24 protein-coding genes are annotated in these 23,173 nt (G+C 35.8%); 5 read left to right on the top strand and 19 right to left on the bottom strand.

What is annotated here, in order from left to right:
- Positions 1-2: 2 nt before the first annotated feature.
- Genes mrdA through mreC form a run of 3 tightly spaced genes read right to left on the bottom strand, consistent with a single transcriptional unit; the run spans position 3 to position 3,438 of the window.
- Positions 3-2,021: a penicillin-binding protein 2 gene (gene mrdA / locus ACN5L8_RS07135; protein WP_120404189.1), complete on the bottom strand. Its 2,019-nt coding sequence runs from the start codon at positions 2,019-2,021 to the stop codon at positions 3-5.
- On the bottom strand, positions 2,021-2,551 hold the full coding sequence (locus tag ACN5L8_RS07140; protein WP_115361785.1) for a hypothetical protein: 531 nt from the start codon (positions 2,549-2,551) through the stop codon (positions 2,021-2,023). Before ACN5L8_RS07140 ends, mrdA begins: the two co-directional genes overlap by 1 nt.
- Positions 2,548-3,438, bottom strand: a complete 891-nt coding sequence (gene mreC, locus ACN5L8_RS07145) for a rod shape-determining protein MreC (RefSeq protein ID WP_115361788.1) — start codon at positions 3,436-3,438, stop codon at positions 2,548-2,550. Before mreC ends, ACN5L8_RS07140 begins: the two co-directional genes overlap by 4 nt.
- A 130-nt stretch (positions 3,439-3,568) precedes the next feature.
- On the opposite strand from mreC, the gene ACN5L8_RS07150 reads away from it, so the two are divergent.
- From ACN5L8_RS07150 to ACN5L8_RS07160, 3 genes are all read left to right on the top strand, one after another.
- Positions 3,569-5,032: a peptidylprolyl isomerase gene (locus ACN5L8_RS07150; protein ID WP_419172709.1), complete on the top strand. Its 1,464-nt coding sequence runs from the start codon at positions 3,569-3,571 to the stop codon at positions 5,030-5,032.
- Between the two features lie 24 nt (positions 5,033-5,056).
- Positions 5,057-5,287, top strand: coding sequence for a ferredoxin (locus ACN5L8_RS07155; RefSeq protein ID WP_115361792.1), 231 nt, complete (start codon positions 5,057-5,059; stop codon positions 5,285-5,287).
- Positions 5,288-5,397: 110 nt separating this feature from the next.
- Positions 5,398-7,266, top strand: a complete 1,869-nt coding sequence (locus ACN5L8_RS07160; protein WP_419172710.1) for a hypothetical protein — start codon at positions 5,398-5,400, stop codon at positions 7,264-7,266.
- 61 nt (positions 7,267-7,327) lie between these two features.
- Here ACN5L8_RS07160 and ACN5L8_RS07165 read toward each other — a convergent pair whose 3' ends face one another.
- The 5 genes from ACN5L8_RS07165 to ACN5L8_RS07185 all read right to left on the bottom strand — a co-directional run bounded on the left by ACN5L8_RS07165 (position 7,328) and on the right by ACN5L8_RS07185 (position 11,516).
- On the bottom strand, positions 7,328-7,591 hold the full coding sequence (locus tag ACN5L8_RS07165; protein ID WP_419172711.1) for a hypothetical protein: 264 nt from the start codon (positions 7,589-7,591) through the stop codon (positions 7,328-7,330).
- A gap of 27 nt (positions 7,592-7,618) precedes the next feature.
- Positions 7,619-8,674: a hypothetical protein gene (locus tag ACN5L8_RS07170; RefSeq protein ID WP_205570967.1), complete on the bottom strand. Its 1,056-nt coding sequence runs from the start codon at positions 8,672-8,674 to the stop codon at positions 7,619-7,621.
- 73 nt (positions 8,675-8,747) lie between these two features.
- Complete coding sequence (locus ACN5L8_RS07175; RefSeq protein WP_115361795.1) at positions 8,748-9,887, bottom strand: acyl-CoA dehydrogenase; 1,140 nt, start codon at positions 9,885-9,887, stop codon at positions 8,748-8,750.
- 2 nt (positions 9,888-9,889) lie between these two features.
- Positions 9,890-10,681, bottom strand: coding sequence for an enoyl-CoA hydratase/isomerase family protein (locus ACN5L8_RS07180; RefSeq protein WP_419172712.1), 792 nt, complete (start codon positions 10,679-10,681; stop codon positions 9,890-9,892).
- Complete coding sequence (locus ACN5L8_RS07185) at positions 10,671-11,516, bottom strand: 3-hydroxybutyryl-CoA dehydrogenase (RefSeq protein ID WP_419172713.1); 846 nt, start codon at positions 11,514-11,516, stop codon at positions 10,671-10,673. The genes ACN5L8_RS07180 and ACN5L8_RS07185 overlap by 11 nt, the downstream gene beginning before the upstream one ends.
- A 248-nt stretch (positions 11,517-11,764) precedes the next feature.
- Here ACN5L8_RS07185 and rpsT point away from each other — a divergent pair, with 248 nt between their 5' ends.
- Complete coding sequence (gene rpsT / locus ACN5L8_RS07190) at positions 11,765-12,025, top strand: 30S ribosomal protein S20 (RefSeq protein WP_419172714.1); 261 nt, start codon at positions 11,765-11,767, stop codon at positions 12,023-12,025.
- Between the two features lie 107 nt (positions 12,026-12,132).
- On the opposite strand, the gene ACN5L8_RS07195 is transcribed toward rpsT, so the two are convergent.
- Both ACN5L8_RS07195 and ACN5L8_RS07200 read right to left on the bottom strand, forming a co-directional pair.
- Positions 12,133-13,083: a hypothetical protein gene (locus tag ACN5L8_RS07195; RefSeq protein ID WP_419172715.1), complete on the bottom strand. Its 951-nt coding sequence runs from the start codon at positions 13,081-13,083 to the stop codon at positions 12,133-12,135.
- Complete coding sequence (locus ACN5L8_RS07200) at positions 13,046-13,705, bottom strand: hypothetical protein (protein ID WP_120404183.1); 660 nt, start codon at positions 13,703-13,705, stop codon at positions 13,046-13,048. Before ACN5L8_RS07200 ends, ACN5L8_RS07195 begins: the two co-directional genes overlap by 38 nt.
- Before the next feature lie 77 nt (positions 13,706-13,782).
- Between ACN5L8_RS07200 and ACN5L8_RS07205 the strand changes: the two genes are divergently transcribed.
- Positions 13,783-14,361, top strand: a complete 579-nt coding sequence (locus tag ACN5L8_RS07205) for a DUF721 domain-containing protein (RefSeq protein ID WP_419172716.1) — start codon at positions 13,783-13,785, stop codon at positions 14,359-14,361.
- On the opposite strand, the gene ACN5L8_RS07210 is transcribed toward ACN5L8_RS07205, so the two are convergent.
- From ACN5L8_RS07210 to ACN5L8_RS07250, 9 genes are read right to left on the bottom strand one after another with little or no spacing between them, the layout of a single operon-like run.
- Positions 14,335-14,961: a methyltransferase gene (locus ACN5L8_RS07210; RefSeq protein WP_419172717.1), complete on the bottom strand. Its 627-nt coding sequence runs from the start codon at positions 14,959-14,961 to the stop codon at positions 14,335-14,337. The genes ACN5L8_RS07205 and ACN5L8_RS07210 overlap by 27 nt on opposite strands.
- Entirely contained in the window at positions 14,945-15,532 is a 588-nt protein-coding gene (locus ACN5L8_RS07215) for an L-threonylcarbamoyladenylate synthase (RefSeq protein ID WP_419172718.1), read from the bottom strand. The genes ACN5L8_RS07210 and ACN5L8_RS07215 overlap by 17 nt, the downstream gene beginning before the upstream one ends.
- Entirely contained in the window at positions 15,529-16,620 is a 1,092-nt protein-coding gene (locus tag ACN5L8_RS07220) for a hypothetical protein (protein ID WP_419172719.1), read from the bottom strand. The genes ACN5L8_RS07215 and ACN5L8_RS07220 overlap by 4 nt, the downstream gene beginning before the upstream one ends.
- 5 nt (positions 16,621-16,625) lie before the next feature.
- Positions 16,626-17,699 carry a hypothetical protein gene (locus tag ACN5L8_RS07225; protein ID WP_115361816.1) on the bottom strand — a complete coding sequence of 358 codons (1,074 nt, stop codon included), beginning with the start codon at positions 17,697-17,699 and terminating at the stop codon, positions 16,626-16,628.
- Between the two features lie 10 nt (positions 17,700-17,709).
- Positions 17,710-19,080 carry an MlaD family protein gene (locus tag ACN5L8_RS07230; RefSeq protein WP_419172720.1) on the bottom strand — a complete coding sequence of 457 codons (1,371 nt, stop codon included), beginning with the start codon at positions 19,078-19,080 and terminating at the stop codon, positions 17,710-17,712.
- Between the two features lie 24 nt (positions 19,081-19,104).
- Positions 19,105-19,857 carry an ABC transporter ATP-binding protein gene (locus ACN5L8_RS07235; RefSeq protein WP_115361820.1) on the bottom strand — a complete coding sequence of 251 codons (753 nt, stop codon included), beginning with the start codon at positions 19,855-19,857 and terminating at the stop codon, positions 19,105-19,107.
- A complete protein-coding gene (locus tag ACN5L8_RS07240; RefSeq protein ID WP_115361822.1) occupies positions 19,858-20,658 on the bottom strand; it encodes an MlaE family ABC transporter permease in 801 nt (266 codons plus the stop codon).
- Positions 20,659-20,695: 37 nt separating this feature from the next.
- Entirely contained in the window at positions 20,696-21,823 is a 1,128-nt protein-coding gene (gene alr, locus ACN5L8_RS07245) for an alanine racemase (RefSeq protein ID WP_419172721.1), read from the bottom strand.
- The gene (locus ACN5L8_RS07250; protein WP_115361826.1) at positions 21,820-23,172 is read right to left on the bottom strand and encodes a hypothetical protein; all 1,353 of its coding nucleotides are present in this window, start codon (positions 23,170-23,172) and stop codon (positions 21,820-21,822) included. The genes alr and ACN5L8_RS07250 overlap by 4 nt, the downstream gene beginning before the upstream one ends.
- Position 23,173: the final 1 nt, after the last annotated feature.

Raw genomic sequence — 23,173 nt, forward strand, 5'->3', positions numbered from 1 at the left:
TATTAATCCTCTTCGCGTCCATTTTCTTCAGACTCTGAAGCTTGTTCTTCTTTCTTTTCTTTCTCTTCTTTTAATCGTTGAGCTTCTTCTCTCTTACGTCTTCTTTCTGCAAAGTATTTCTTCATAATGGCACGATCTTCTTTTGCATAAATTTGATGAAGATCTGGCATATACTTTTTCATATAAGTCGTAAGAACATCTCGAACAATTGGGCCCGCTGCACCTGAACCGGAACATCCGTGTTCAACGACAGCAGCAACTGCAACTCTTGGATTCTCATATGGTGCAAAGGCCACAAATAGACCGTGGTGTCTTTGGTTATATGGTTTTTCACTACACTTCGAAAATAGCTCTGATGTCGTCATTGAAATAACTTGAGAAGTACCAGACTTTCCGGCCATTTTAATACCTGTACCACGTACCCACCAACCTGTTCCTTTTGGATGATTGGCAACTTCATAAAGGCCTTGTCTGATGTCGACTAAAGTTTGCTCGCTAATGTCGGCCGTTTGAATGAGCTCTTCTTTATAACTTTTAATTATGTCACCTTTATTATTAAAAACTTCTCTCACAATTTGCGGCTTAAATACTTTCCCACCATTTGCAATGGCAGCATAAGAGACGGCCAATTGTAGAGGTGTTGCAAGAACATATGATTGACCGATTACACAACTTACAGTTTCACCGTCTTGCCACTTCTCACCAAAACGTTTCTCCTTCCATTCTCTAGTTGGAATAAGGCCAGTTGTTTCGCGAGGCAGAGCAATTCCTGTCTTTTCACCAAGTCCGAACATACGAGCATACTTTGCAAGGATATCAATATCCAGTTCAACAGCGATCTTATAATAGTAAACATCAACAGAGCGACGTAATGACTTATACAGATTTGTAATCCCGTGTCCAGATCGCTTCCAATCATTATAAGTACGACGTCCTAACCTGAAGCGAGGGCCACACATTATTTCATCTTTTGCTTTTATAATTCCCTCTTCGAGAGCAGCAATTCCTGTAAAAGTTTTAAAAGTTGAACCTGGAGCGTAGTGATCCTGAATTGTACGATCTCTTAGAGGACGATCAGGATTATTAATTAGCGAGTTCCAATACTCTGATGTTAATCCTTTAGAAAATTGTCCTGGGTCAAAAGAAGGACGTGATACCATTGTTAAAACTTCACCATTTCTAACGTCTACTGCTACAACCCCACCAACCTTTTCCTCAAGGGCCTTGTAGGCAGTAATTTGCATATCACGATCGATTGTTAATCTTAAATTATTTCCTGGTCTAGCTTTCTTATTTTGAATACCGGCCAAAAGATTACTCGTACCAATTGAGCGACGCATACGTCCTCTGGCATCGACTTCCATAATTTGGTATCCGTCTTCTCCACGTAAATAGCGATCAAAACGTTCTTCAATTCCGGCTTGTCCGATAAAGTCACCTAGCTTGTAATCAATATTATCTCTTTTACGATACCTTGGTAATTGGTTTTGAGAGATCTCACCAATATAGCCAAGTAAGTGTGAGCCAACTTCTTTATCTCGATATTCACGTGAAATAAATGTTTCGACCTGCACACCAGGAAGCTTTTCATTTTCAGTTTCGACAATGGCCACTTCTTTATTTGAAATATTCTTTTTAATTCTTACGGGACGGTATCTTGCTTGGCCACGATACTTCTTTAACGTTTTATAAATATCTTTCTCATCCATCTCAAGAATTTTTGAGAGCTTCTTTATAGTCTCTTTCTTATTCGTTAAATATTGAGGAATAATAACGAGGTCAAAACGAGGAACGTTATCAACAAGAAGTTGATTATTACGAGAAAAAATCATCCCCCTTGGTGCTTTAACTGTCTCTTTTCTTAAGCGGTTTTGAATCGAATATTGATACAACAGGTCCCCTTGATATATCTGTAAATACCAAAGGCGAATTAAGATAATCGCAAAAGCTAAAGTAATTAATGTAAATAGAATATCCGCTCGTGTCTTATGGGAGCGAACTACTTCTTCTTCAGCAAACATTAAACATTACTTCCCATAAGGCCTTCACCTTTCGTCTTCCATACCTTATCAAGTAAAGAGAAGAAAACTGGTGCCAATAAAGATAAAATTATACTCTCTGGAATAAAACGCCAAAACTTCTGAACAATATAATCAAAACTATCAAACTTTAAATACAGTAGTGATGAACTGATTAAGAACCAAAGAATTTGAAATATAAATGTAGTCAGCATCGTGATGAAGCTACTTGTAAAATGAAGTAGATCTCTTAAATATGCAATGACGATACAAATAAGAACACCTGCAATAGTCCCATACTCCCAACCTTCAATTGAGAAGAGTGAATGAACTAATTGAAGAGAGAGAATTATAAGAGCTAAGTAAGGAGTTTCTAATTTAAACCCAACATAGAGAACAATTAAGATATTAAATGGAATCATGTACTTATTAAGTCCAAATAAAGGAAGAAAGGCACTTGCCAAAACCTCTAAGACAATAAGGATTAAAACCGTAATTAATAAACGAATTGGGATATCTGATGACTTAATCATTTGTCATCTCCTTGTTCAGCGTTATTCTCTAGAGCTTGCCACTCCACTCTCTTTCTTTCTTGATCTTTTGTCGTTACAAGAACTGCAACTTCTTCAAGCTTTGAAAAATCAACCGCAGGAGTTACTTCAAGGTGCTGAGTAATCCCATAACTTTCACGTTCAATTTTTGTAATTCTTCCAACAGGAATACCTTTTGGATAAATATTTCCAAGACCAGAAGTGATAACAAGATCATTTAGGCGAACAGGATCAGTACGAACGACATACTTCATCACTGTTCTCCAGCCAGAATAACCTTCAAGTATTCCATAAGACCTTGTGCGATTTACAATAACATCAACGCGATTACTTGGATCAAGGATCGTTAAAATATCAGCGAAGTGATCTGTTAGACGGTATACATAACCAACAACACCTTCAGAAGTAACAACTGTTGACTGAAGTTTAATACCATCTTCAACACCTTTATTAATACGAATTACACGAAAGTCACTCGACGAGTCCCAGGCCACAACCTGAGCAGAGATCATTTCATGTTTTATCTTTTCTCCAAAATTTAAGATATCTCTTAAACGTCGATTTTCTTGCTCTAATTGCTTTAGTGCAAAAACCTCTTGCTTCAAGGCACCGATTTTTTCTTTCAGTGCAACATTTTCTTTCGACGCATTAACATTGAGCATATAATCTTCAAAAAAAGACGCGACATTTCCATATGCGTTGGAAATCCCTCTTTGAAGAGGTGCTAGTGTATCCATCATTACATTCTCGAAAATAGAGGCTTCTTTATAAGGGGCCTTACGTTTTGACACGCCGTAAAATGCAAGTGATAAGACAACGAGATTAATGATTAATTTGGTTCGAGATCCTTCCGATGCGATCAGCTTCATTCTAATCCTAAGTTGCTAATTTTTTTTATATTAAAATCGTACACAGGATTATTTAAACTGCCAATAATCTTTACGACCCACCTTATTTAAGTGATAATATCGGAAATCAAAAATTACATGGAGTGGTATAATGTCATCTAGTTTTCAGAAAAAATCATCGCAGATATTCCTGACTCTTTTTATCGGGATTATTGTAATTTCATTTATGGTTTCAGGACCAATGTTTAATACAGGTACACCTGATTCAATAGGAAGTGTTGCAGGTCATGATATAAAAGTTCGTGAATTCAATGCTGAAGTTCAAAGACAATCTGAGTTCTACGCAAATATTCTAAATGGTGGACAACCATTAACATCACAACAAATGTCTCAATATAAAGTTTATGACAATGCTATTAGAAACCTTGTTTTTCAAAAGTTAAGAATTGTTGTTGCTGATGATCTAGGAATTGTTGTTTCAAATGAAGAAGTTATCAACGATATTCAAAACCAGCCATATTTCCAAACAAATAAGCAATTTGATATCACAAAGTATAAAGCACTACTTTCATACAATAAATTCACTCCTGAAGATTATGAGAATGAAACGAAAGATCGTGTGGCCCTAAGAAGACTACAAAATATCGTTCAACACGTTCCTCTATCAAAAGGACTAGAAAACGAATTAAATGAATTATACCAAGACCAAAGAAATGCAAAAATTATTTCTTTAAAGCATAGTGAAGTTAGAAAGCTTGTTAATGTTTCAGAAAAAGAGATTACTAAGTTTTTAAGCAATGAAGAAAATAAGTCAAAAGTTGAAGCTCTTTTCAATGAAAAGAAGCCTGTTCTTTCAACACCTGAACAAGTAAGAACAAGACACATCCTTATTACTGTTGATGAAGGTAATGAAGAAGAAGCTCTTAAGCAGGCAAAGAAGATTAGAAAGGAAGTTAATCCTAAAAACTTCGTTCGTCTTGCTAAGAAGTATACTCAAGAACCACAAGGTAAAGAAAATGGTGGTGATCTTAATTGGGTAAAGCGCGGTCAAATGGTACCAGAATTTGAAAAAGCAGCCTTTGCTTTAAAAGAGGGTGAAATCTCTGAGCCAGTTAAAACATCATATGGTTATCATATTATCTATGCTCAAGATCGCAAAGATGCAGTCGTTGCTAAACTTGAAAATCATGAAAGAAGTCTTGCAAAAGAAATCTTACAAAAAGAAATCGATATAAAAGACATGGTGGCCAAGGCAACTAATGAGATTAAAAATGCAGCTGGAAGCGGTAAAGCTCTTAGTCGTTTAAAGAAAAAGTACAACTTAACTATTAAAGATCAAAATATTAATAAGCTTGAAGGTGCCGGTCCAACAGGTGCATTAGATGAGAAGCAAACAGCTGAGATCTTTTCAAAAGATAGCGGATTATTCACTTTTGATGAAGCAACACAAACAACAATTGTTGCGACAAAGCCAGCTGATGAAAAAGATGTAAAATCTTATAATATTGAAGGTCTTACAAATATTAGTTCTCAACAAATGATAAAAAATCTGCTAGATAACTTAAGCAAAGAATATACTTTTAAACAAAATAAATACGCTCAATTACCACAGTAATTATAGAATTTTTGGAGAAGCGAGATGGCCGATAAAAGCGCAAAATTTGATCAGAATGTAGATGGCAAATTCTATGTTGATGACCAATGCATCGCCTGTGATGCTTGCGTGATGGAGGCTCCTCGCTTCTTTGAAATGAATGATGATGAAGGACACGCCTTCGTAAAACTCCAGCCAACAAACGATGCTGAATTAGAAGAATGTATCTCTGCCCTTGAAGCATGCCCAGTTGAGGCCATTGGAGATGATGGTTAAACCTCATTTTCTTTGCAATTTCAAACCCTTAGCTCTCTTCTAACTAGTTAAAATCACATTAAATTTATCTAAAGCTTCTGCCTCAAATAACCGAGTAGTATAATATGGTTATGAGGAAAACTCTTACGCTATTCACACTCTTGTCTCTGACAACGGCCCTTGCAAATGACAATGGAGAGGCCCAGTATCTACAAGTTATCAGTAGTAAAAATCCTCTTTTTAAAAGTGCTATGCAAGTTGAAGGCGTTCGAGAAATGTATTCAGAGTGTTATCAAATTGATGCGCAAAATGGAAAGCTTGAAGATGGCGACAATAAATTAAGTAATTGTTTATGGGATCGCATCAAAGCGGATGAAGGTATTAAAGAAAAAGTCATGAAGCTTGTTAATGAGCAAAGTGGCGAGGAAGGTACTGGACGCTATCGCACGACCATGGAAACGACAAAGAAACAGTCGGCAGGATTAAAAGGCCTGAAGGAATTTTTCCAAAAACGCCTTGAAGAGGCCCTTTACGGTGAGTATCAAAGTGATAAAGGCCGATTTGAAAAAATCGCTGATCAAAGAACTTTCTTTGAACTCTATAAAACTCAACTTGGTAAAAATATTATTGCTTCAATGACATCATATTGTATTGAGACTGGGCCATACGCTACAGAAATACATCAAACAGGAATACCAGCATATCCCCTTATTCATTTTAGTGATGAAAAAGCGAGTGGTGATAAGAACAAAAATATCGCTAGTCTTAATAAGCAAGACATCGAAAAAGGTGCATATTCAAATTGGGAACGATGTATTCAAAACCTACCTGTAATTTGTGCTATTGGCTCGAGTGCTAATAAAGATGAAGTTACCTATAAGAAATATGATGTTTCAACAAAGAAACAAAAAGATTCAAAGAAGTATTCAGATATTCTTGGCTCATGTGAAGACCGCATGAAGAAGGGAAAAGACCCTACAGCAGATGAAACTGAAACATGTGAGAAAATTGTCGATAACTCTAATATGAGGGCCTGCCAGGTTGTTCAATATATTGAACTAGCTAAGCAAAGTCTTCTTAAAACAGATGATATCGTAGCCAAACTCGATAAGAAGTCCGGAATGGCCGGAATTCAAAATGTTGAATTCTATGACTCAACTAAGAATCAAGACGAGAGTATCAATGCTCTAACGACGATTTCTTCAGGTGAGGCCCTTGAGGCCTTATCAGAAGGTCACAAGCAAGATGTTGCAAAAATGGAAGAGTGCTATAAAGACGGAGCAATTGTAGATGCTGAAGCTTGTAGTCAATACTTAGCAACAGATAAAGAAGAACAATACGCACTTCTAGGTGAGCTAAAAGTCCAACAAGAAGCGACTCTTGAAAAGTTAAAAAATAGTGAAAACGATCCAGAAGAGATCGCAAAGATCCTAATTGAAGAAGGTTATACAGAAACGCAGGCCCAAGAACTTGCAACAATTCAAGGTGTAAAAGAACAAGTTGAGAGTCGTTATCAAGCAAAGAAAGATGCCATCCTTGCTTCTTTAAGAGAAGAGATTGAAGCCCATACAACAACAGGTGATGAGTTTGATGCTAATAATGCCCAGGATGTTGAAAAAATCGCAAAGATTGCTAAAGATATTGAATCACGACCAGAGAACTTTTCAAAACTAGTTCACTATAACAATATCATTTCATCATTTCTTGAGGTTTCTAGTACTGGTGAAGATGGTGAAGAAGTTAAAAACCGAAACACCGCTTCCCTATCAGCTGAAATGAAAAATTCATTTCTATCTGAAGAAAATAAGCAGAAATATGAAGAGATGAACGTAAATTTAGCAACACTTGGCTATTCAGAGGATCAGCTTGGGGAGAGATTTGCTCAGGCAGGAATTGATTACTCTGAAGCTCCTAATGACGATACAACTGTAGAGTTGGAAGATATCAATAAACTGATCTTTAGTTTATTTGATGGGGCCGAGAATATTCAAGAGGAATAGAGTTTCCCATAGGTTCCTCTCATAGGGTTCCGGTTCGGGTTCTTCGGGTTCCAGCAGACTTTTACGTAAACAGTGCGTTGCTTTTTGCTAATTTTTGCTTGCGCAAAAATGTCGCTTTCTTTTGCGGGGTTCTTTTGCTTATTTTCACTTCGTGAAAATGTCGGTTTTTATTTGCGGGGGTTTTGGCTAACTTTAGCTTCGCTAAAGTGTCGCTTTTTCTTTGCGTTTTCTTTCCCATTGCTCCAGAGGCAACAAAGCCGGGCTTGAACCCGGCTTGTTGAATTAGTTTAATTTCTTTTGCATGGGGAGCTGGCATAGCGTCCAATAGTTTGCCTTTGGGCAAACAATGACGCTATTCCTCATCCATAATAGCTTTAACAGATGACTTTGTTTCGAAGGCGATGTCTTGATCATCTTCTGCATCAATATCATCAACTTCATCAAAGCTTTCATCTGCTTCAATATCCATCTCACGAAGAACATCAACGAAAGACTTATCATCAGCAAGATCTTTTAAAACCTCGTCGATAACTTTTACTGGATATTTAGAAGTGATCTCACGAACAAACTTCTGTAGCATTCCCTCTTCAAGGATTGTTATTTTGTTTTTAATTTCTTTCCAATAACCAATATAGTGAAGACGACAGTAACCGGCCGTTGTCGCTGGATTATCACATCCTTTAGCTAGACAATCATCAGTATCACCTAGGAAATAATCTAAATTATCGGCCATATCAAATACTTGTTCGATACGGTCTTCTTCAGCTTCTTTCTTTTCTTCAGCTTTTGTTTTCTTCTTGGCCTTTGGTGCAGGCTTCTTCTCTTCAACGACTTCCTCAACTACCTCTTCTTCAGTAAATAGTTCCGGCTGCTCTTCAACTGCCTCAACTACTTCTTCCTTCTTTGCTTTAGCTTTTGAAGTTTTCTTCTTAGGTGTCGCTTCAGCCTTTTTTGCTACTTTATTTTCTGCCTTCTTCTTAACTGAAGAAGCGGCTTTTTTAGCTGTCTTCTTCTTTGTTGAAGAAGTTGCTGCTTTTTTAGCCACTTTTTTCGCAGTCTTTTTCTTCGTAGTTTTCTTTGCTACTTTTTTAGCCGCTTTTTTCGCAGTCTTTTTCTTCGTAGTTTTCTTTGCTACTTTTTTAGCCGCTTTTTTTGCAGTCTTTTTCTTCGTAGTCTTCTTTGCTACTTTTTTAGCCGCTTTTTTTGCAGTCTTTTTCTTCGTAGTCTTCTTTGCTACTTTTTTAGCCGCTTTTTTTGCAGTCTTTTTCTTCGTAGTTTTCTTTGCTACCTTCTTCTTTGCAGAAGAAGTAGCCGCTTTTTTTGCAGTCTTTTTCTTCGTAGTCTTCTTTGCTACTTTTTTAGCCGCTTTTTTCGCAGTTTTCTTCTTAGTAGTTTTCTTTTTGGCCATGCCTACTTTCTCCAAGATTTTCTTTAACATAACAAGTTAAAACCGTATCACTTCTCTTTCAATAGAACAACGCCTACTTTAAGCTCTTAAGCTCGTTAGCGGCAATTACGACTCTTTGAATTTCTGAAGTCCCTTCATAAATTTCAGTAATCTTAGCATCACGGAAGAACCTCTCAACCGGATACTCTTTAGTATATCCATTACCACCACAAACCTGAATAGCTTGAGTCGTAATCCACATTGCAGCTTCAGCAGCAAAAAGCTTGGCCTGAGCAGATTGTAATGAGTACTCTTCACCATTATCTTTTCTACGAGATGCTTCCCAAATAAGAAGACGTGATGCTGCAAGTTTTGTACTCATATCAGCTAACTTAAACTGGATTGCTTGAATTGCATGAAGTGGCTTACCAAACTGAACTCTTTCATTTGAGTAATGCTTAGCATAACGGAATGCAGCTTCACCAATACCAAGTGCCTGAGCAGCAATACCGATACGTCCACCATCTAGTGTATTCATCGCAATTTTGAAACCTTTTTCATACTCACCTAAAAGATTCTCTTTTGGTACTTTTACTTTATCGAATGCGATTTGAGCTGTTGATGATCCTTTGATCCCTAACTTATCTTCACATTTCATTACTTCAAAACCTTCAGAGTCACATTCAACGATGAATGCCGAGATTCCTTTGTAATTATCTGTTTTTGATGTCTTAGCGAAAACAACTGCGATATTAGCTTCTTTACCATTTGTAATGAAGTTCTTTGTTCCACTAATCTCAAAGTAGTCACCTTTATCTTCAGCAAATGTTGTCAGAGAACCTGCGTCTGTACCAGCATTTGGCTCAGACAGACAGAAACAACCAATATGCTCACCAGAAGCTAGCTTAGGAAGATACTTCTTCTTTTGCTCTTCATTACCAAAGTTTAGAATTGGGTAAACACATAGTGAAGTGTGTGCCGAGATTAAAACCCCTGTTGAAGCACAAGCACGAGAAATTTCTTCTACGATGATCGAGTAAGATACATAATCCATTCCTGCTCCACCATATTCTTCTGGAACATATGAACCTAGGAATCCATTCTCACCGAGCTTACCAACGAGATCACTTGGAATCTTTTCATTTTTATCAATTGAAGCCGCTAGAGGAGCTACTTCGCTATCAGCAAATTTAGAAACAAGGTCTCTAAGTTCTTGGTAGTCACTTAACATCATTATTATTCTCCCTTAAATTCTGGTTTTCTTTTTTCAACAAAGGCCTTTGTTCCTTCTTTCATATCATAAGAAGAGAAGATATCGCCAAAGTGGCGAGCTTCAATATCTAGACCTTGTTCATTAGTCAGGTCATTTCCTTCGTTCATAATTTGTTTTGATATGGCCACTGCATTTGGTGAGTTTTTAGAAATTGCTTCCAATGTCTTCATCGCCTCACTAATCATTTCATCTTGTGAATCAAAAGAACGAACAACTAACCCGATTTCTTTTGCTTCATTAATATCAACATTACGGCCACTATAAATAATTTCTTTAGCGCGATTGCGTCCAATTAACTTTGCTAATCTCTGTGTACCACCAAAGCCTGGAACAAGACCAAGTTTTACTTCAGGCTGCCCAAAAACTGCTGTCTTCGTTGCATAAATAAAGTCACATGCCATGGCCATTTCACAACCACCGCCAAGTGCAAAACCATTTACACAAGCGATTACTGGAATATTTAAACTTTCAAAAAGTAGCGTTACATCTTGCCCAAGAGTTGAGAAGTCATGCCCTTCATCAACTGTCATATCACTCATTTCAGCAATATCTGCACCAGCAATAAAAGCTTTGTCACCAGCTCCAGTAAAGATCATCCCTTTAAGCTCATGACCTTCACTTAGTGAAGATAAAAAATCTTTTAACTCGTGAAGTACTTGTGAGTTAAGTGCATTATATTTCTTTTCACGATTTACTTTTAAAATCCCAATTTCATCGAGCTTTTCAAAAGCAATTGTTTCAAAATTAGTATTCATAAACACCCTTCCCTACTTTGCGACCAAAGCGACCAGCTGTTACATACTTCTTAAGAAGTGGGCATGGACGATACTTTGTATCACCTAGGCCATCATGTAGAACTTCCATAATAGCTAAACATGTATCAAGTCCAATAAAGTCAGCAAGCTCTAGTGGTCCCATTGGCTGGTTACATCCAAGCTTCATAGCATCGTCGATCCCTTTAGCCTCAGCAACTCCTTCGTATAGAGTGTAGAAAGCTTCATTGATCATTGGCATAAGGATTCTATTAACAGCAAAGCCTGCTACATCATCTGCACGTACAACAGTTTTACCCATTTTTGTTGCTACTTCTTCAACAGCATTAATTGTTTCAGCACTTGTTTCAAGCCCAGTGATTGTTTCAACTAACTTCATTACAGGTACTGGATTCATAAAGTGCATTCCAGCAACCTTTTCTGGACGTGAAGTAGCTGCAGCAATTTCAGTAATTGAAATTGAAGATGTATTTGAAGCTAAGATTGCTTCAGGTTTTGCAATCTCATCTAATTGCTTAAAGATTTTGAATTTTATCTCTTTATTTTCAGTAGCTGCTTCAATGAAAAGGTCACAATCTTTAAGATCATTCATTTCTGAAGTTGCACTTAAGTTAGCTAGTGTTGAATCAACAAATGATTGTTCCCACTTACCTTTTGAAACACCTTTTTCTAATTGCTTTTTTATAAAGCTCTGTCCGAACTCAAGGCCTTCAGCTGAGATATCATACATAAAAACTTTATAGTCATTCATAGCGGCAACTTGAGCGATTCCTCGACCCATCTGCCCTGCTCCTATAACGGCAATTTGTTTAATCATTGTGTCTCCTTTGTATTGGCATTCAAAGTACCTAAATTATAAAGGATCGTCCATTAAATTACTATTTCACTCAGATATATCAAATACTTAGACGCCATGAATCATTTAATCATAAAAAGGAGCTAGGTCCATAAATCCTATTGTAGAGATGTGTAATATTCACTTTTCTCTTGCAAAAATGCATTGTGCGGATTATAAAAAGTGACTTATTAATTAGATGTTGAACAAGTTAAACGTAGGAGTCCATTGTGGCAAACCACAAATCTTCAAAGAAAAGAGCTAGACAAGCAATTGTTAGAAACGAAAGAAATACTTCAAGAAGAACTGCTGTAAAAACAGCTGTTAAGAACGTAAGAAATGCTATTGAAGCAGGTAAGAAAGAAGAAGCATCAACTCTTCTAGTTACAGCTCAAAAGCTACTTGGTCGTCTAGCAAAGCACGGTGTTATTAAAACTAACACAGCTGGAAGAAAAACTTCTAGACTAGCAAACCAAATCAACAAGCTTTAATCTTTAATTAGATAGTTTGATATATAAAAAGCGGAGAGCAATCTCCGCTTTTTGTGTTTGTAGCTATATCTTTTAAAATACTAACTTCTTAATTTTTTCTTATAATTTTAGAGACAGAGGTATTCTCTACGGATTTGATCTCTAAGCCAAAGGTCTTTAGACTTGGCCAGCACTTCAAAATTAATCATCTTCTGCTGAATATCGATTAACTCTTCAAAATTCCACTTTTTAGATGCTAACTGAATTCCCCTATCATACTTACTAAGGGATTTTTTAGTGGCCAAATAGCTAGGGTCAATAATTTTTGATATATGGCCCTGAAATGAACGGAAGAAATCCATATATAAACTAAAATCATCTTCCACTAATAATAAGTTGAGGTAGAACCTTTTTAAGTTTTGCTGATTAAAAAGATCTGTCTGATCAAAGAAATCTAACTTTCTCACCTTTATAAGCTCTCTGGCTTTTGCAAGAGAGATATTCCCATTTGCGTCCACATGGTGAGAAAGAATATGACATGAATTGAAATAATCACCAACATTATCCTGGACTGACTTTTCAATAAAATTCTTCACTTGAGGATTCATTTGAAAACCAAAGTACTTAGCAAAAATATCTAAGTATTGGCCAAAATGCCATGGCTTTGGTGCAGCGATGGCCAAAGCATTCATATCTTTAGGAAAAGCTTTAGGCAGACGCCCTTTCGTTATGAAGATAATTGAGTCTTCAATTAAGTGACGATTATTATTAAATGCTTCAAAAGCATTAGCTTTAATATCCTGAGCATCAATAACAACATAAGGGCCATTAGTCCCAAATAGACCGCCTCCAGCAAGAAGCTCTTGCTCTACAAAGTCGATATTAAACTCATTAGGCCACATCTTCTTTGTCTCACCTTTTAATTTGTCACAAACGATTTTTGAAATAAATTCATCTGGGACAGCTAAATGGTATAGGCCATTTAATTCACTAAGAACTTTTGAAACTTGATCAACGCTATTAATATCAAAGCTTTGCTTTTTAGAAGGCATAAAGAAGAACCTCTCTAAAGTCATCACCGAAATCACTTGCTCCATCAGCTAGGGACTTCTTAAAAGTACCTCGATTCTTTACACTTCTAAGAGGAGCAGCACTGTCAATTCCACCAACTGTATTTTCAATAATATAAGAATCACTTATATTAAAAGTCTTTGAAAAGATACTACGAGGAAATTGAGAGTGGTCAATTTTATAAAATGATTCATAGAACTGAATTTCATCATTATTTGGCTTCTTAAAGACTGTCACTTGTATCTGAAATTGATAACTTCCAGATGTAGCTAGATAGAAGGCATTTCTATTTCCACCCAATTGATTCTTCTGCTCATCATTCATTAAGGTGTCACCAGTTTCAGTAACTTCTTTCCCCGCTTTTTTTCGACTAGTGATCTCTGCAAGTAAAATTGCATCACTGTCATAATTCTTTCCTGTTCTAACCCTTAAAGAACTAAAAGAAGAAAGAGTTTCAACAATTTCATCAGTATATATTTGAGAAAGACCTGATATTCCAGTGTGATTTTTTACAACAAAAATTGTAATACTATTAACTCCTTGGGCCTCAAATGGGTTATTTGACTCACTGAAACGATACCCTGCACAAGAAGAAAGTAAAATTAAACAAGTTAATACGAAAAACCTCATATTAATAATATGCCTATGATTCAATCAATCGTCTATTACTTTGACTGGTAAGACCTCTTTAATATATGATGCATCTTGTGAAAAAGCTGAAAAATCTCAAAAATTTAAAAGATGTTTTAAAAGATATCGATAGTGACTTCAGTAAAAACGCTGGTGTTGCGAGCGTTTCAAGTTATGGTAGTTATAGTAATAAACAATCTAACTTTAAAGCGAATAAGGCCATTGATCTCTTTGACTTTCTCGAGCTCTCAAGTTCTTGGAATAAGATCGTAGGGCCAAGGCTTTCTCAATTCACTATTCCACTTAAGCTAAAAAATAAATCTCTAACGATTTTAACTTCACATCCTGTTTACGCTCAACAGCTTAAATACATGGAAACAGAAATTATAAAATCAATTGGAAATGTTCTACCTGCAACAAAAGGACAGATTAAGAAAATCTTCTTCCAAGTAGATAATCAATTCTTCCAGAAAAAGAAGTCGGAAGTCGAAAGAAAAGAGATAGTAAAACAAGAAGTTGAAAATCGTCTACATCCACAATCTCCAGAATACAAAGCCATTATGAGAGATGCTCAAGAACAATTTTCAGATATTGAAGATGAAGAGCTCAAAAAGTCATTAACTTCAATATTAATGCAACTGAGAACGAAGAAGTAAGAAAATCGAAAAGCCCTCCGCCTCCTCAACCTTCTCTATATAATAGATCTTAGAAATACCTCTTAGTAATTCTTTTACTTGCTCATCTTCTCGACAAACAAAGAATAGAACACCATTTTGGCTCAGTAAATTAGCAGCGTGAACGATATAACTCTTAAGCTCATCACCAGAATACTCCCGGCAAGTTCTTTTCTTTTCATTCTCACTTGATCTTCCATGGCCATTTTTAAAATATGGTGGATTCATCACAATAAGGTCAAAGTCTTTTACTGTATTAAATTGAAGAATATTTTCGAAATGAACCTGATATTCAAGGCCATTTATTCCTCTTTTAACTTGTTCAATATTACGATGAAGATGAGAGTTGTAATCATCTTGCACTTCAACAAAATGAATCTCTTTTATCGAACTGAGAGGTTCTTCTTCTAGTTTTTGTAAGATCTCGAGTCCAATGACACCACAACCACAGCAGAGATCAGCGAGCTTATCAACGACAAGCTCATGAAATTCAATATGCTCGGCTACACAATTTGCTAACTCAATTGAATCACGAGAAAAATGATAAAAGGAAGGCTGGGAATAATCAGTAATTAATGCCATGAGATTTTAACACTTCTAAAATATTGTCAATATGATTACCTTCTCGAACAACTTGGGCCGTCAATCCTGAGATTAAGATAATAGTTGATGAATGCCCACTCGGTTTAAGAAAATCTGAACTAATGAAATTACTATCAGGACAATATCGATGCCAAAATTCATTTGCTTCTTCAGAATCGTAAATCGGAGGCTGACCTGTTTTATTTAAACTTGTTGAAGTAATGAATCCAGGAAAGTCCTTAATACACTCATCTATGATCTCATTTTGAATGACTCGAAAACATATAAAGTCCGTTTCATCAAATGGACCTTCAGGAAATTGAAGGGATAAACTCGCCTTCGGCAGTCCCACTGTGATTTCGTATTTGAAAAGGTCATCAAAAAGAGCTGCATAGGATTCTGAGCCATGAAAAGTATCAATCAAATTTTGAACATCATTAGTTAATATACTCAAAGGCTTTCTAATTGAAGTTCCCTTCACTTGAGCAATGAGTTCATACGTTTCAATAGAGAATGGATCTCCTCCAATTCCCCAGACAGTATCCGTTGGATAAATGAATAAGTCTTTCATAAATCAACCATTAAGTTTTTAATAATTTCTTCGTTTCTTTGTCCAAGATATAACAGCTGATACGCAAGCCAGCTACTCTTTTTTTCTCTTAATTTCTTATTTAGAAAAGTTCTTTCAATACTAAAGATTGGCCTTTCAAAATACTTATCACGTTTGACCAACTCTTTTTTAAAAACAGGGTTACGCAATCCAGAAATCAAGGACATCATTTTATCAAAATTATAATCCTTATACTCACTAGCTATTTTATCGATAATCTTATCTCGGCCACTTCCAACCTTTGGTAGGTTGTATTCGAATAATAGGCCATTATAATCAGATAACTCTTTTACAGCTGGAGTCGCAAAGAACCTCTCTACTAAGCGCTTCTTTTCATTAAAGTTCTCAAGCTCCTGCACCCAAAATGGAGTCATCTTAACTCCATATTTATAACTTGTTATATCAAACTCAAGAGTTGCTCCAAAAGTTTGATTTAAAAGCTGTGTTAACTTTAATCGACTATCACCAGTAGATATATGAGTGAATTTTTTAAAAAACATTAATTTATAAAATTCATCTATACTGGACTCGTTTACCAATTCAAATGTTCTATTAATATATTTTGCATACTTCTGTCTTGAATTTGGAATGATATTTTCATTAATCCAAACAGAATAATTTGTAATATCTCTACCTAATAAGTCGATAATAACAGTGGTTAGCCATTCGTTTTTATTTAACGAAGAAGCGATTATTATTTCTAAAAGTAATTGATGAATATTCTTTCTCTCTAAACTTTTTAAGAAGTTTTGATGAGCTACTTTTTTACTATCAAACTTCATTTTTAAAGCTTCTTCAAACTCCAAAATAGGCTTATCAGAACGAGACTCAACATAAGACTTTATAACGATATCTGGATAAAATAGATGCTGACACTTGGCCTGAAACTCAACCCAAGGCTTCTCGTCACTTTTAAGTTCTGACGTCGTAAAAGCATAAATCAAATTGAACTCAAATTGTGTAATTTTATCACAAGTACTAGGAGGTGTTTTAATAAAGTCCGGTATATACTCGACACCTTCTAATGATAAACTATATGAAACATTCACATAGTTTAGAAAAATCTTTTTTTTTTATCCTGTGATCTAAACTCTTGCGCGTAAACTAAGCTAGTTGGTGTTTTAAATTGAATATCAGAAAACAATTCCTTACCTACAAGCTTTGAATAGAATTTTGAAATAAAGAAAAGAAGAACAATTAATACAGCAATAGCAATATAGACAAAGCTATAATCGTTTTTTCTTTTCTTCTTTTTAGCTTTTGATTTTTTCTTAGCACCTGACTTCTTCTTTTTTGAAGGACGAGGCATTTCGACGGCCTTCATAGGCTCGATATTATCATCTTCAATACTATCTAAATCCGGTGCAGTTGGTGGTTGTTTTTTTTCAGACTTAAGAATCTCTTCTGCTTGAGCAGCTAGTTCATCTTCTTTATTCTTTTCTACTTCTTCAACAAATTGATCAATTTGGCTTACTTGAGAAGCTTCTTGTGCAACTTCCTCAGCAGGTGTACTTTCTGAAACACCGCCAATATCTGGGAAATCGAGATCATCCGATGAAGGAAGGATTACTTCTTCTTCCTCGATATCCATAGCACTTGTTGCTTCGGCTAAACTGATTGATTCGTCATTGGCCACATCTGCCAGTGGTTTTTCTTGAACAATATTAGGCTCACTACTTGGAGCTGCAACTGCTGTATCACTGTAATCAATTGGCTCTGGAAAATCTAAGTCATCTTCAGCAGGAAGTAATATTTCTTCTTCATCATTAATTGTTGTTGAAATATCTGTTGCAGGGTTTTCAGAAGATAATGGTGTTGCAGGGATTTCATCCCCATTTTCTTTAGAAATTTTTTCTACGATACCACTTGTTTTAACAAGTTTTGTTACGCTATTTGCAACTTTCGTCTTGGCCTCTGCTACAGGATTGAAGGTTTGTTCTTCATCTCCATAGAGAAACTTATTTAATAGGTCTTCTTCTTTGACCCAAAACCAGTAACCATTACCGCTACAAATCTCATCCTCTCCAGAGAGGGTTCCATTTTGTACAAACTCGACAACCTTCTGCTTTGAAAGTGGACCGAGTATTTTTTTCGATTCTGTTCTAATTAACCAGTTTCTTTCCGTCATTACTTATTCTTTATAAGAAAATCCCTACTAAGCCTTTTATATCTTCGTCATTAAACTTTAATCCTAAACTATAAACCATACCAGGATCATTAATTAAATCTTCACCCTCAATTTTACCATAAATTACACTCCATAGTTGAAAATCTAATCCGATACGAATATTTGGCCCAATATTATCTCGGTAATCGAAAACCTCAAGGCTTGTAATGGTATTCCAGTCATCAAAATTATAATCAACAGCAAGACCACCATAAGAATCGATAAGTCCTCCACGGAATGTCCAATTGTCGATACGACGTCCTAATTGAAGGTTGAGGAGAACGTCATTGTATTTTCTAACCTTCTCATCCTCAATAGTCGTTGTCCCACCAACAGTTGTTTCTGTAATCTTTCGTCTTTCTGGCCCAAATTCAGAAGTCGTTACACCTACCAGGTAAAAACGGCCAGGGGATGGAAAGATACGAAGTTCAGCAGTTGTGTCTGTTTGATCAGTTCTCGTATTTGCACCAGTATAAACCGACAATTGTGTTCGGATACTATCAACTCGACCAATTACTTTTTGAACACTTGATAGAGTTGACTTAACTTCATCAGCAATCTCTTCTTCAACAAGAAGCTTACCAACTGTTCCCTTCCCATCTTTAATATTTTGAACAAGGTCCTCAAGATCGGCCATCATATTATCAGCTTTCTTAAGAATCTCTTTTACATCTGCAACAGCACTTGCTGGCTCGTTTGCATCTGTCTGGTATGCTATTTGAGCAGTAAAGTCTTCGAGATTATCAATAATTCGTTGAAGTTTTTGATTATTCCTTCCAACGAGATCATTAAGTTTACCTGTTAATTCTTTCGTATTCGTTATCGTCTCCTGAACATCAGCTACGATCTTTTTCATCGCTGGCTCACCACCCTCAGGAACAAAAGACTCTTTAATACTTCCAACAAGAACTTTTACATCTTGCATAACTTCACTTGCATCTTTTAGAAGTGTTTCAATACCTGCTTTTTCTTCTGCTAGAAGCTCTGAACCATCAGGAAGAAGTTCATCATTATTAGCAACGTAAATCTCTAAGTACTTATCACCTAAGAAACCTACTGATCGAATTCTAAGTTTGGAGCCCTTTGTGATCTTAACTCTTTCAAGAACCTCAAAACTAATACGGGCCTTATTTCCAGTTAGTTGAATATCTTTAATTCGTCCCGCATTAATACCAGCAACTTTGATTGGAGTTTTTGGAAAGATACCAGAGGCATCATTAATAGTTGTGTAATAATCATTATAAGCTCCAAAACCAGATTGGTTTGAAGTTACAACTAAGGACATAACAACAACAGCTATCATAGCGGCCAAGGCCATTAAGCCGACTTTAAATTCATTCATATAATTCCTCTTCCCTGGAACTACCTATAAATTAATAAACTCTTGAACCAATGGATGGTCTGAGTTTTTAAAATCATTTGCAGGTAGATACTCAACAATATTACCACGGTTTAAAAAGGCAACGTAGTCGGAAATTTCAAGCGATGCTTTTACGTCGTGCGAAATAATAATTGAGGTTAATCCAATATCTTTATGTAATTTACTTGTTTCTATGATCAAATCGTTGACCATTTTAGTTGTAATAGGATCAAGTCCAGTTGTTGGCTCATCATAGAGCATAAGTTGTGGACTTAGGGCCAGTGCTCTTGCAAGACCTACCCTTTTTCTCATACCACCAGACAATTCACTTGGTAGTTTATCAAAAGAGATCTCCTGAAGACCTACTGACTTTAATAAAGAAGCTGCTTTCTCTTTAATTTCACTTTCATTTAATTTTGTGAATTCAATTAATGGAAAGGCCACATTTTCAATTGTTGTCATTGAATCAAAAAGTGCCGCATATTGAAAAAGCATTCCGTAGTTTTGACGGAATTCACGAAGCTTATCTTCTTGAAGAGTTGATAAGTCTTTTCCCAAAACCTCAATTGATCCAGAAGTTGGATGATGAAGTCCTAGGATATGCTTTAAGAGTGTTGATTTTCCAGCTCCTGAAAAGCCGAGGATTGTAGTAATACTTCCTCGTTTTATATCAAAGTTTAATTCACTTAAAACAGTGTGCTTACCAAAAGTCTTGGTTAAGTTTCTAATTCGTACTGAATGATCATCAAACTCTAACATCTACATCACCTGCACTAAGAAACTTGTTAAAAAATAATCTAAAACTAAAACCGAAATCATTCCCCATACAACAGCGAGGTTTGTCCCCTTACCGACTCCTTGTGCACCTTTTGTGACAGCAAAGCCAAAGTAAGTTCCAATTACTGAAATAACGAAACCAAAGACAGTCGCTTTAATTACACCTTGGAAAATATCTGAGACATACATAAATTGTCCAAGCTTAGACAAGTATATGGCATCATCAATCTGCAAGGCATAGGTTCCGACAATGTATGAGCCAACATTCCCTACTAATAAAAAGAAAACTGATAATAGTGGAACTGATAAAGTACCAGCAATAATTCTTGGAACAGCAAGGTATTGCATACTACTAATACCCATAACTTCAAGAGCATCAATTTGTTCAGTAACTTTCATCGTTCCAATTTGTGCTGCCATAGCAGCCCCTGCTCGACCTGCAACAATTAGCCCTGTTAAAACAGGAGCCAATTCCTTTGCTAAAGAAATTGCAACAACTGGACCAACAAGAGAATCAACATTGATTAACTTAAAGCCAAAGTATGTTTGATAGGCCATAACCATTCCCGTGAATGCACCGGCCAAGAAAATAATAAATAGACTTTTGTTTCCGACAAATTCCATTTGTTCAAAAAATAATTTGAAACGATACGGCCTCTTCGTTAACCAGTAAAAAAAGTTCACAATGAACTTCATCACTTTGCCAAGACCTGCCAAATTGAAAATAACTAATTTTCCTATATTTTCATTAAAGGAAACAAATGTTCTAAGTAAAAGATTCATTACTTAAATTCTAATGGAAAAAGAATGAAACTGCTACTTACTGTCGATATATTTTGGGAATTCTTTCAGTTAAGTGAATGAACACTTCGTAAGGAATAGTCTTTGATTCGACACATATATTAGAAAAGTTTTGACCATTTTGATCCCATACGACAAACCTTTCTCCATTTTTGATTGTTAAGTTTGTGTTAGGAAACAAAATCTGTGCCATATCCATATTAACTCGCCCTACAATTTGCCCTTCATACTCTCCATGATTAAGGTGAACATTTTGATAGCGAGTTGAAAAACCATCACCATATCCTAGAGCAAAAACTCCTACTGTACCTGCTGATGGGCATGGGGTTGCTCCATAGCCTATAGGCGTACCTCGATCAACTTGGAAACTATCAATAAAGGTTGTCTCAAGTTTAGAGATCAACTTTCCTTTCCAGCAACTCAACTTATTATACTGAGGCAACAAAGAAGACGGGCCATACATCATTAATCCTGCACGAACATGAGACTCTTCAAGTCCAACCTTTTGCTCAATTGCACCAGAGTTTGCAATTGATGATTTATGAATTTCAATTCCAGAACTATTGATTTGAGACTTTAATTCTTTCCAATTCTCTTTTTGAGTTAGATTTCTCTTATTTTTTTGCATTGATAAGCTTGAGCTCGAAAAGTGGGTCATCAAATGATAAATACTTGATCGGCCATGCTTTTTGATTATTTGAATCGCATAATCAATTCGATCCATTTTTATTCCGAGTCGATTCATTCCCGTATTAAATTTTAAACAAAGTGGGAAGTAGCGAAATTCCTCATGAGACAAGAAGAACTCTAAGTTTGTTTCATTTGAAATAACTGGGATAATTCGATTATTTAAATAAATATCTGCTGCTTCTTGAAGGTCTAGGTTCACATCAGAAAAGACATAAACTTCAAACTCTCCATTTGGAATTTCTTCACGAAGCCTAAGAGCCTCTCCAATACTGGCACAGCCAAACTCTTTTATGCCAAGCTCATAATAAGCAAACTTAACAACTGGCACCAGTCCATGTCCATAGGCATTGGCCTTGACCATAAAGAGAGTTTCATTATTAGGACAAATTTCTTTTAAAAGTTGATAGTTTTGCGCAAGAGTGGAGACATTAACCTCCATACTACTTTTTATTCTCATAAGGTACTATCTTGAAACGCTCTTTTTCCTCTCAACTTTCGTGATGTCGTCACCATTGAATACCCAGAGTAAGGAATTTCAGAAACATTTAACTGCATTGATAGAATAAGACTCTTATCTTTTCCGCTAAAATACTTTCCTAATCTTATATTCTTACAAAGGTCTTGAGCGGCTGCATAACTTTCATCAAAAAAGTCATTTTCCACATCCAGTACAATTGATTCAAAAGAGATATTGTAAATATTGCCAATACTAGTGATTTGAGAAAGATAAACTTTCATATCTTTCCAAAATGTATTCCAGTCAAATGAGAAGTCTGATCTTAACTCCATTAGATCTGTAATTTCAGAAGTATCAATCGATATTAAATTCCTTCCATGACTAACTTCAGAGATATTTGATAATAATTCAAATGGCCCTTTAGCCTGTGCGATAGAAGAAACATGAGTTAATGAATTCTTTATTTGAGAATAAATCCCACTTAAAAGTGTTTCTATGACCTGCCAATTAAAGTTAAATAAATAGTCGCGATCAACTTCAAGTGCTACAACACTAGTTGTATCGACACCATTTTCCGATAATTCTAAGGTAACAACAGGATTGTGAACTAGGTTAGAAACAATATTCTTCACCATATTCATTCCATTTTCATTAACACCTTTAAGTTTAATATGACCAAGCCAAACCTCAGGAACTTCAATAGACTTATGCCCATCATGCTTTAAAGGTGAAAGCTTATTGGTCTTTTGATTTAATTCAAAAATTGTATAACCTGAGACAAACTCTAAAGGTTCAAAAACATTTGTTATAAGAGAAGTTAAATCATTTTCTTCTCTATTAAAATTAATGCTGTCACAAACTTCAAAGAAGTCTTTCCCATAAAGAGTCTTCGTTCTTTCACTTTCAAGACTCGCAACAAGTGCTTCTTGACGGTGACGGTACTTATCATGAAATGATTCAAGTTGAGCTAATTGTCTCTTTAACGATGTTTGTTGATTGTACTGATTTAGTACATGTCTAATTTGCGCAAGCAAATCTAAATCGCGATATATAATTCCAATATTCTCATTCGTTGCAACAGTCTTCAGTTCTGAATTCGTTGAAACAATGAAAGCTCTCTTAACGGCCTTTAACTCAGATCGATTAAAAAGAAATTGTCCCTCAAATGTCGCATCATTTGCACTTGCTATAACAAGGTCGTATTGCTTTTGTAAGTGAGCGATTAAGAAAGAGTCTACAGTGTCATATGAGTCGACAACTGTATTAATACTTTTGAAAATTTTTGAAAATGATTTACAGTCATCAATCATTGATGAAAGGATCGCAACTTTTGGACTATTCATTGTCATG

This window comes from Halobacteriovorax sp. (assembly GCF_048381875.1).
In the GTDB taxonomy this organism is placed as follows: domain Bacteria; phylum Bdellovibrionota; class Bacteriovoracia; order Bacteriovoracales; family Bacteriovoracaceae; genus Halobacteriovorax_A; species Halobacteriovorax_A vibrionivorans.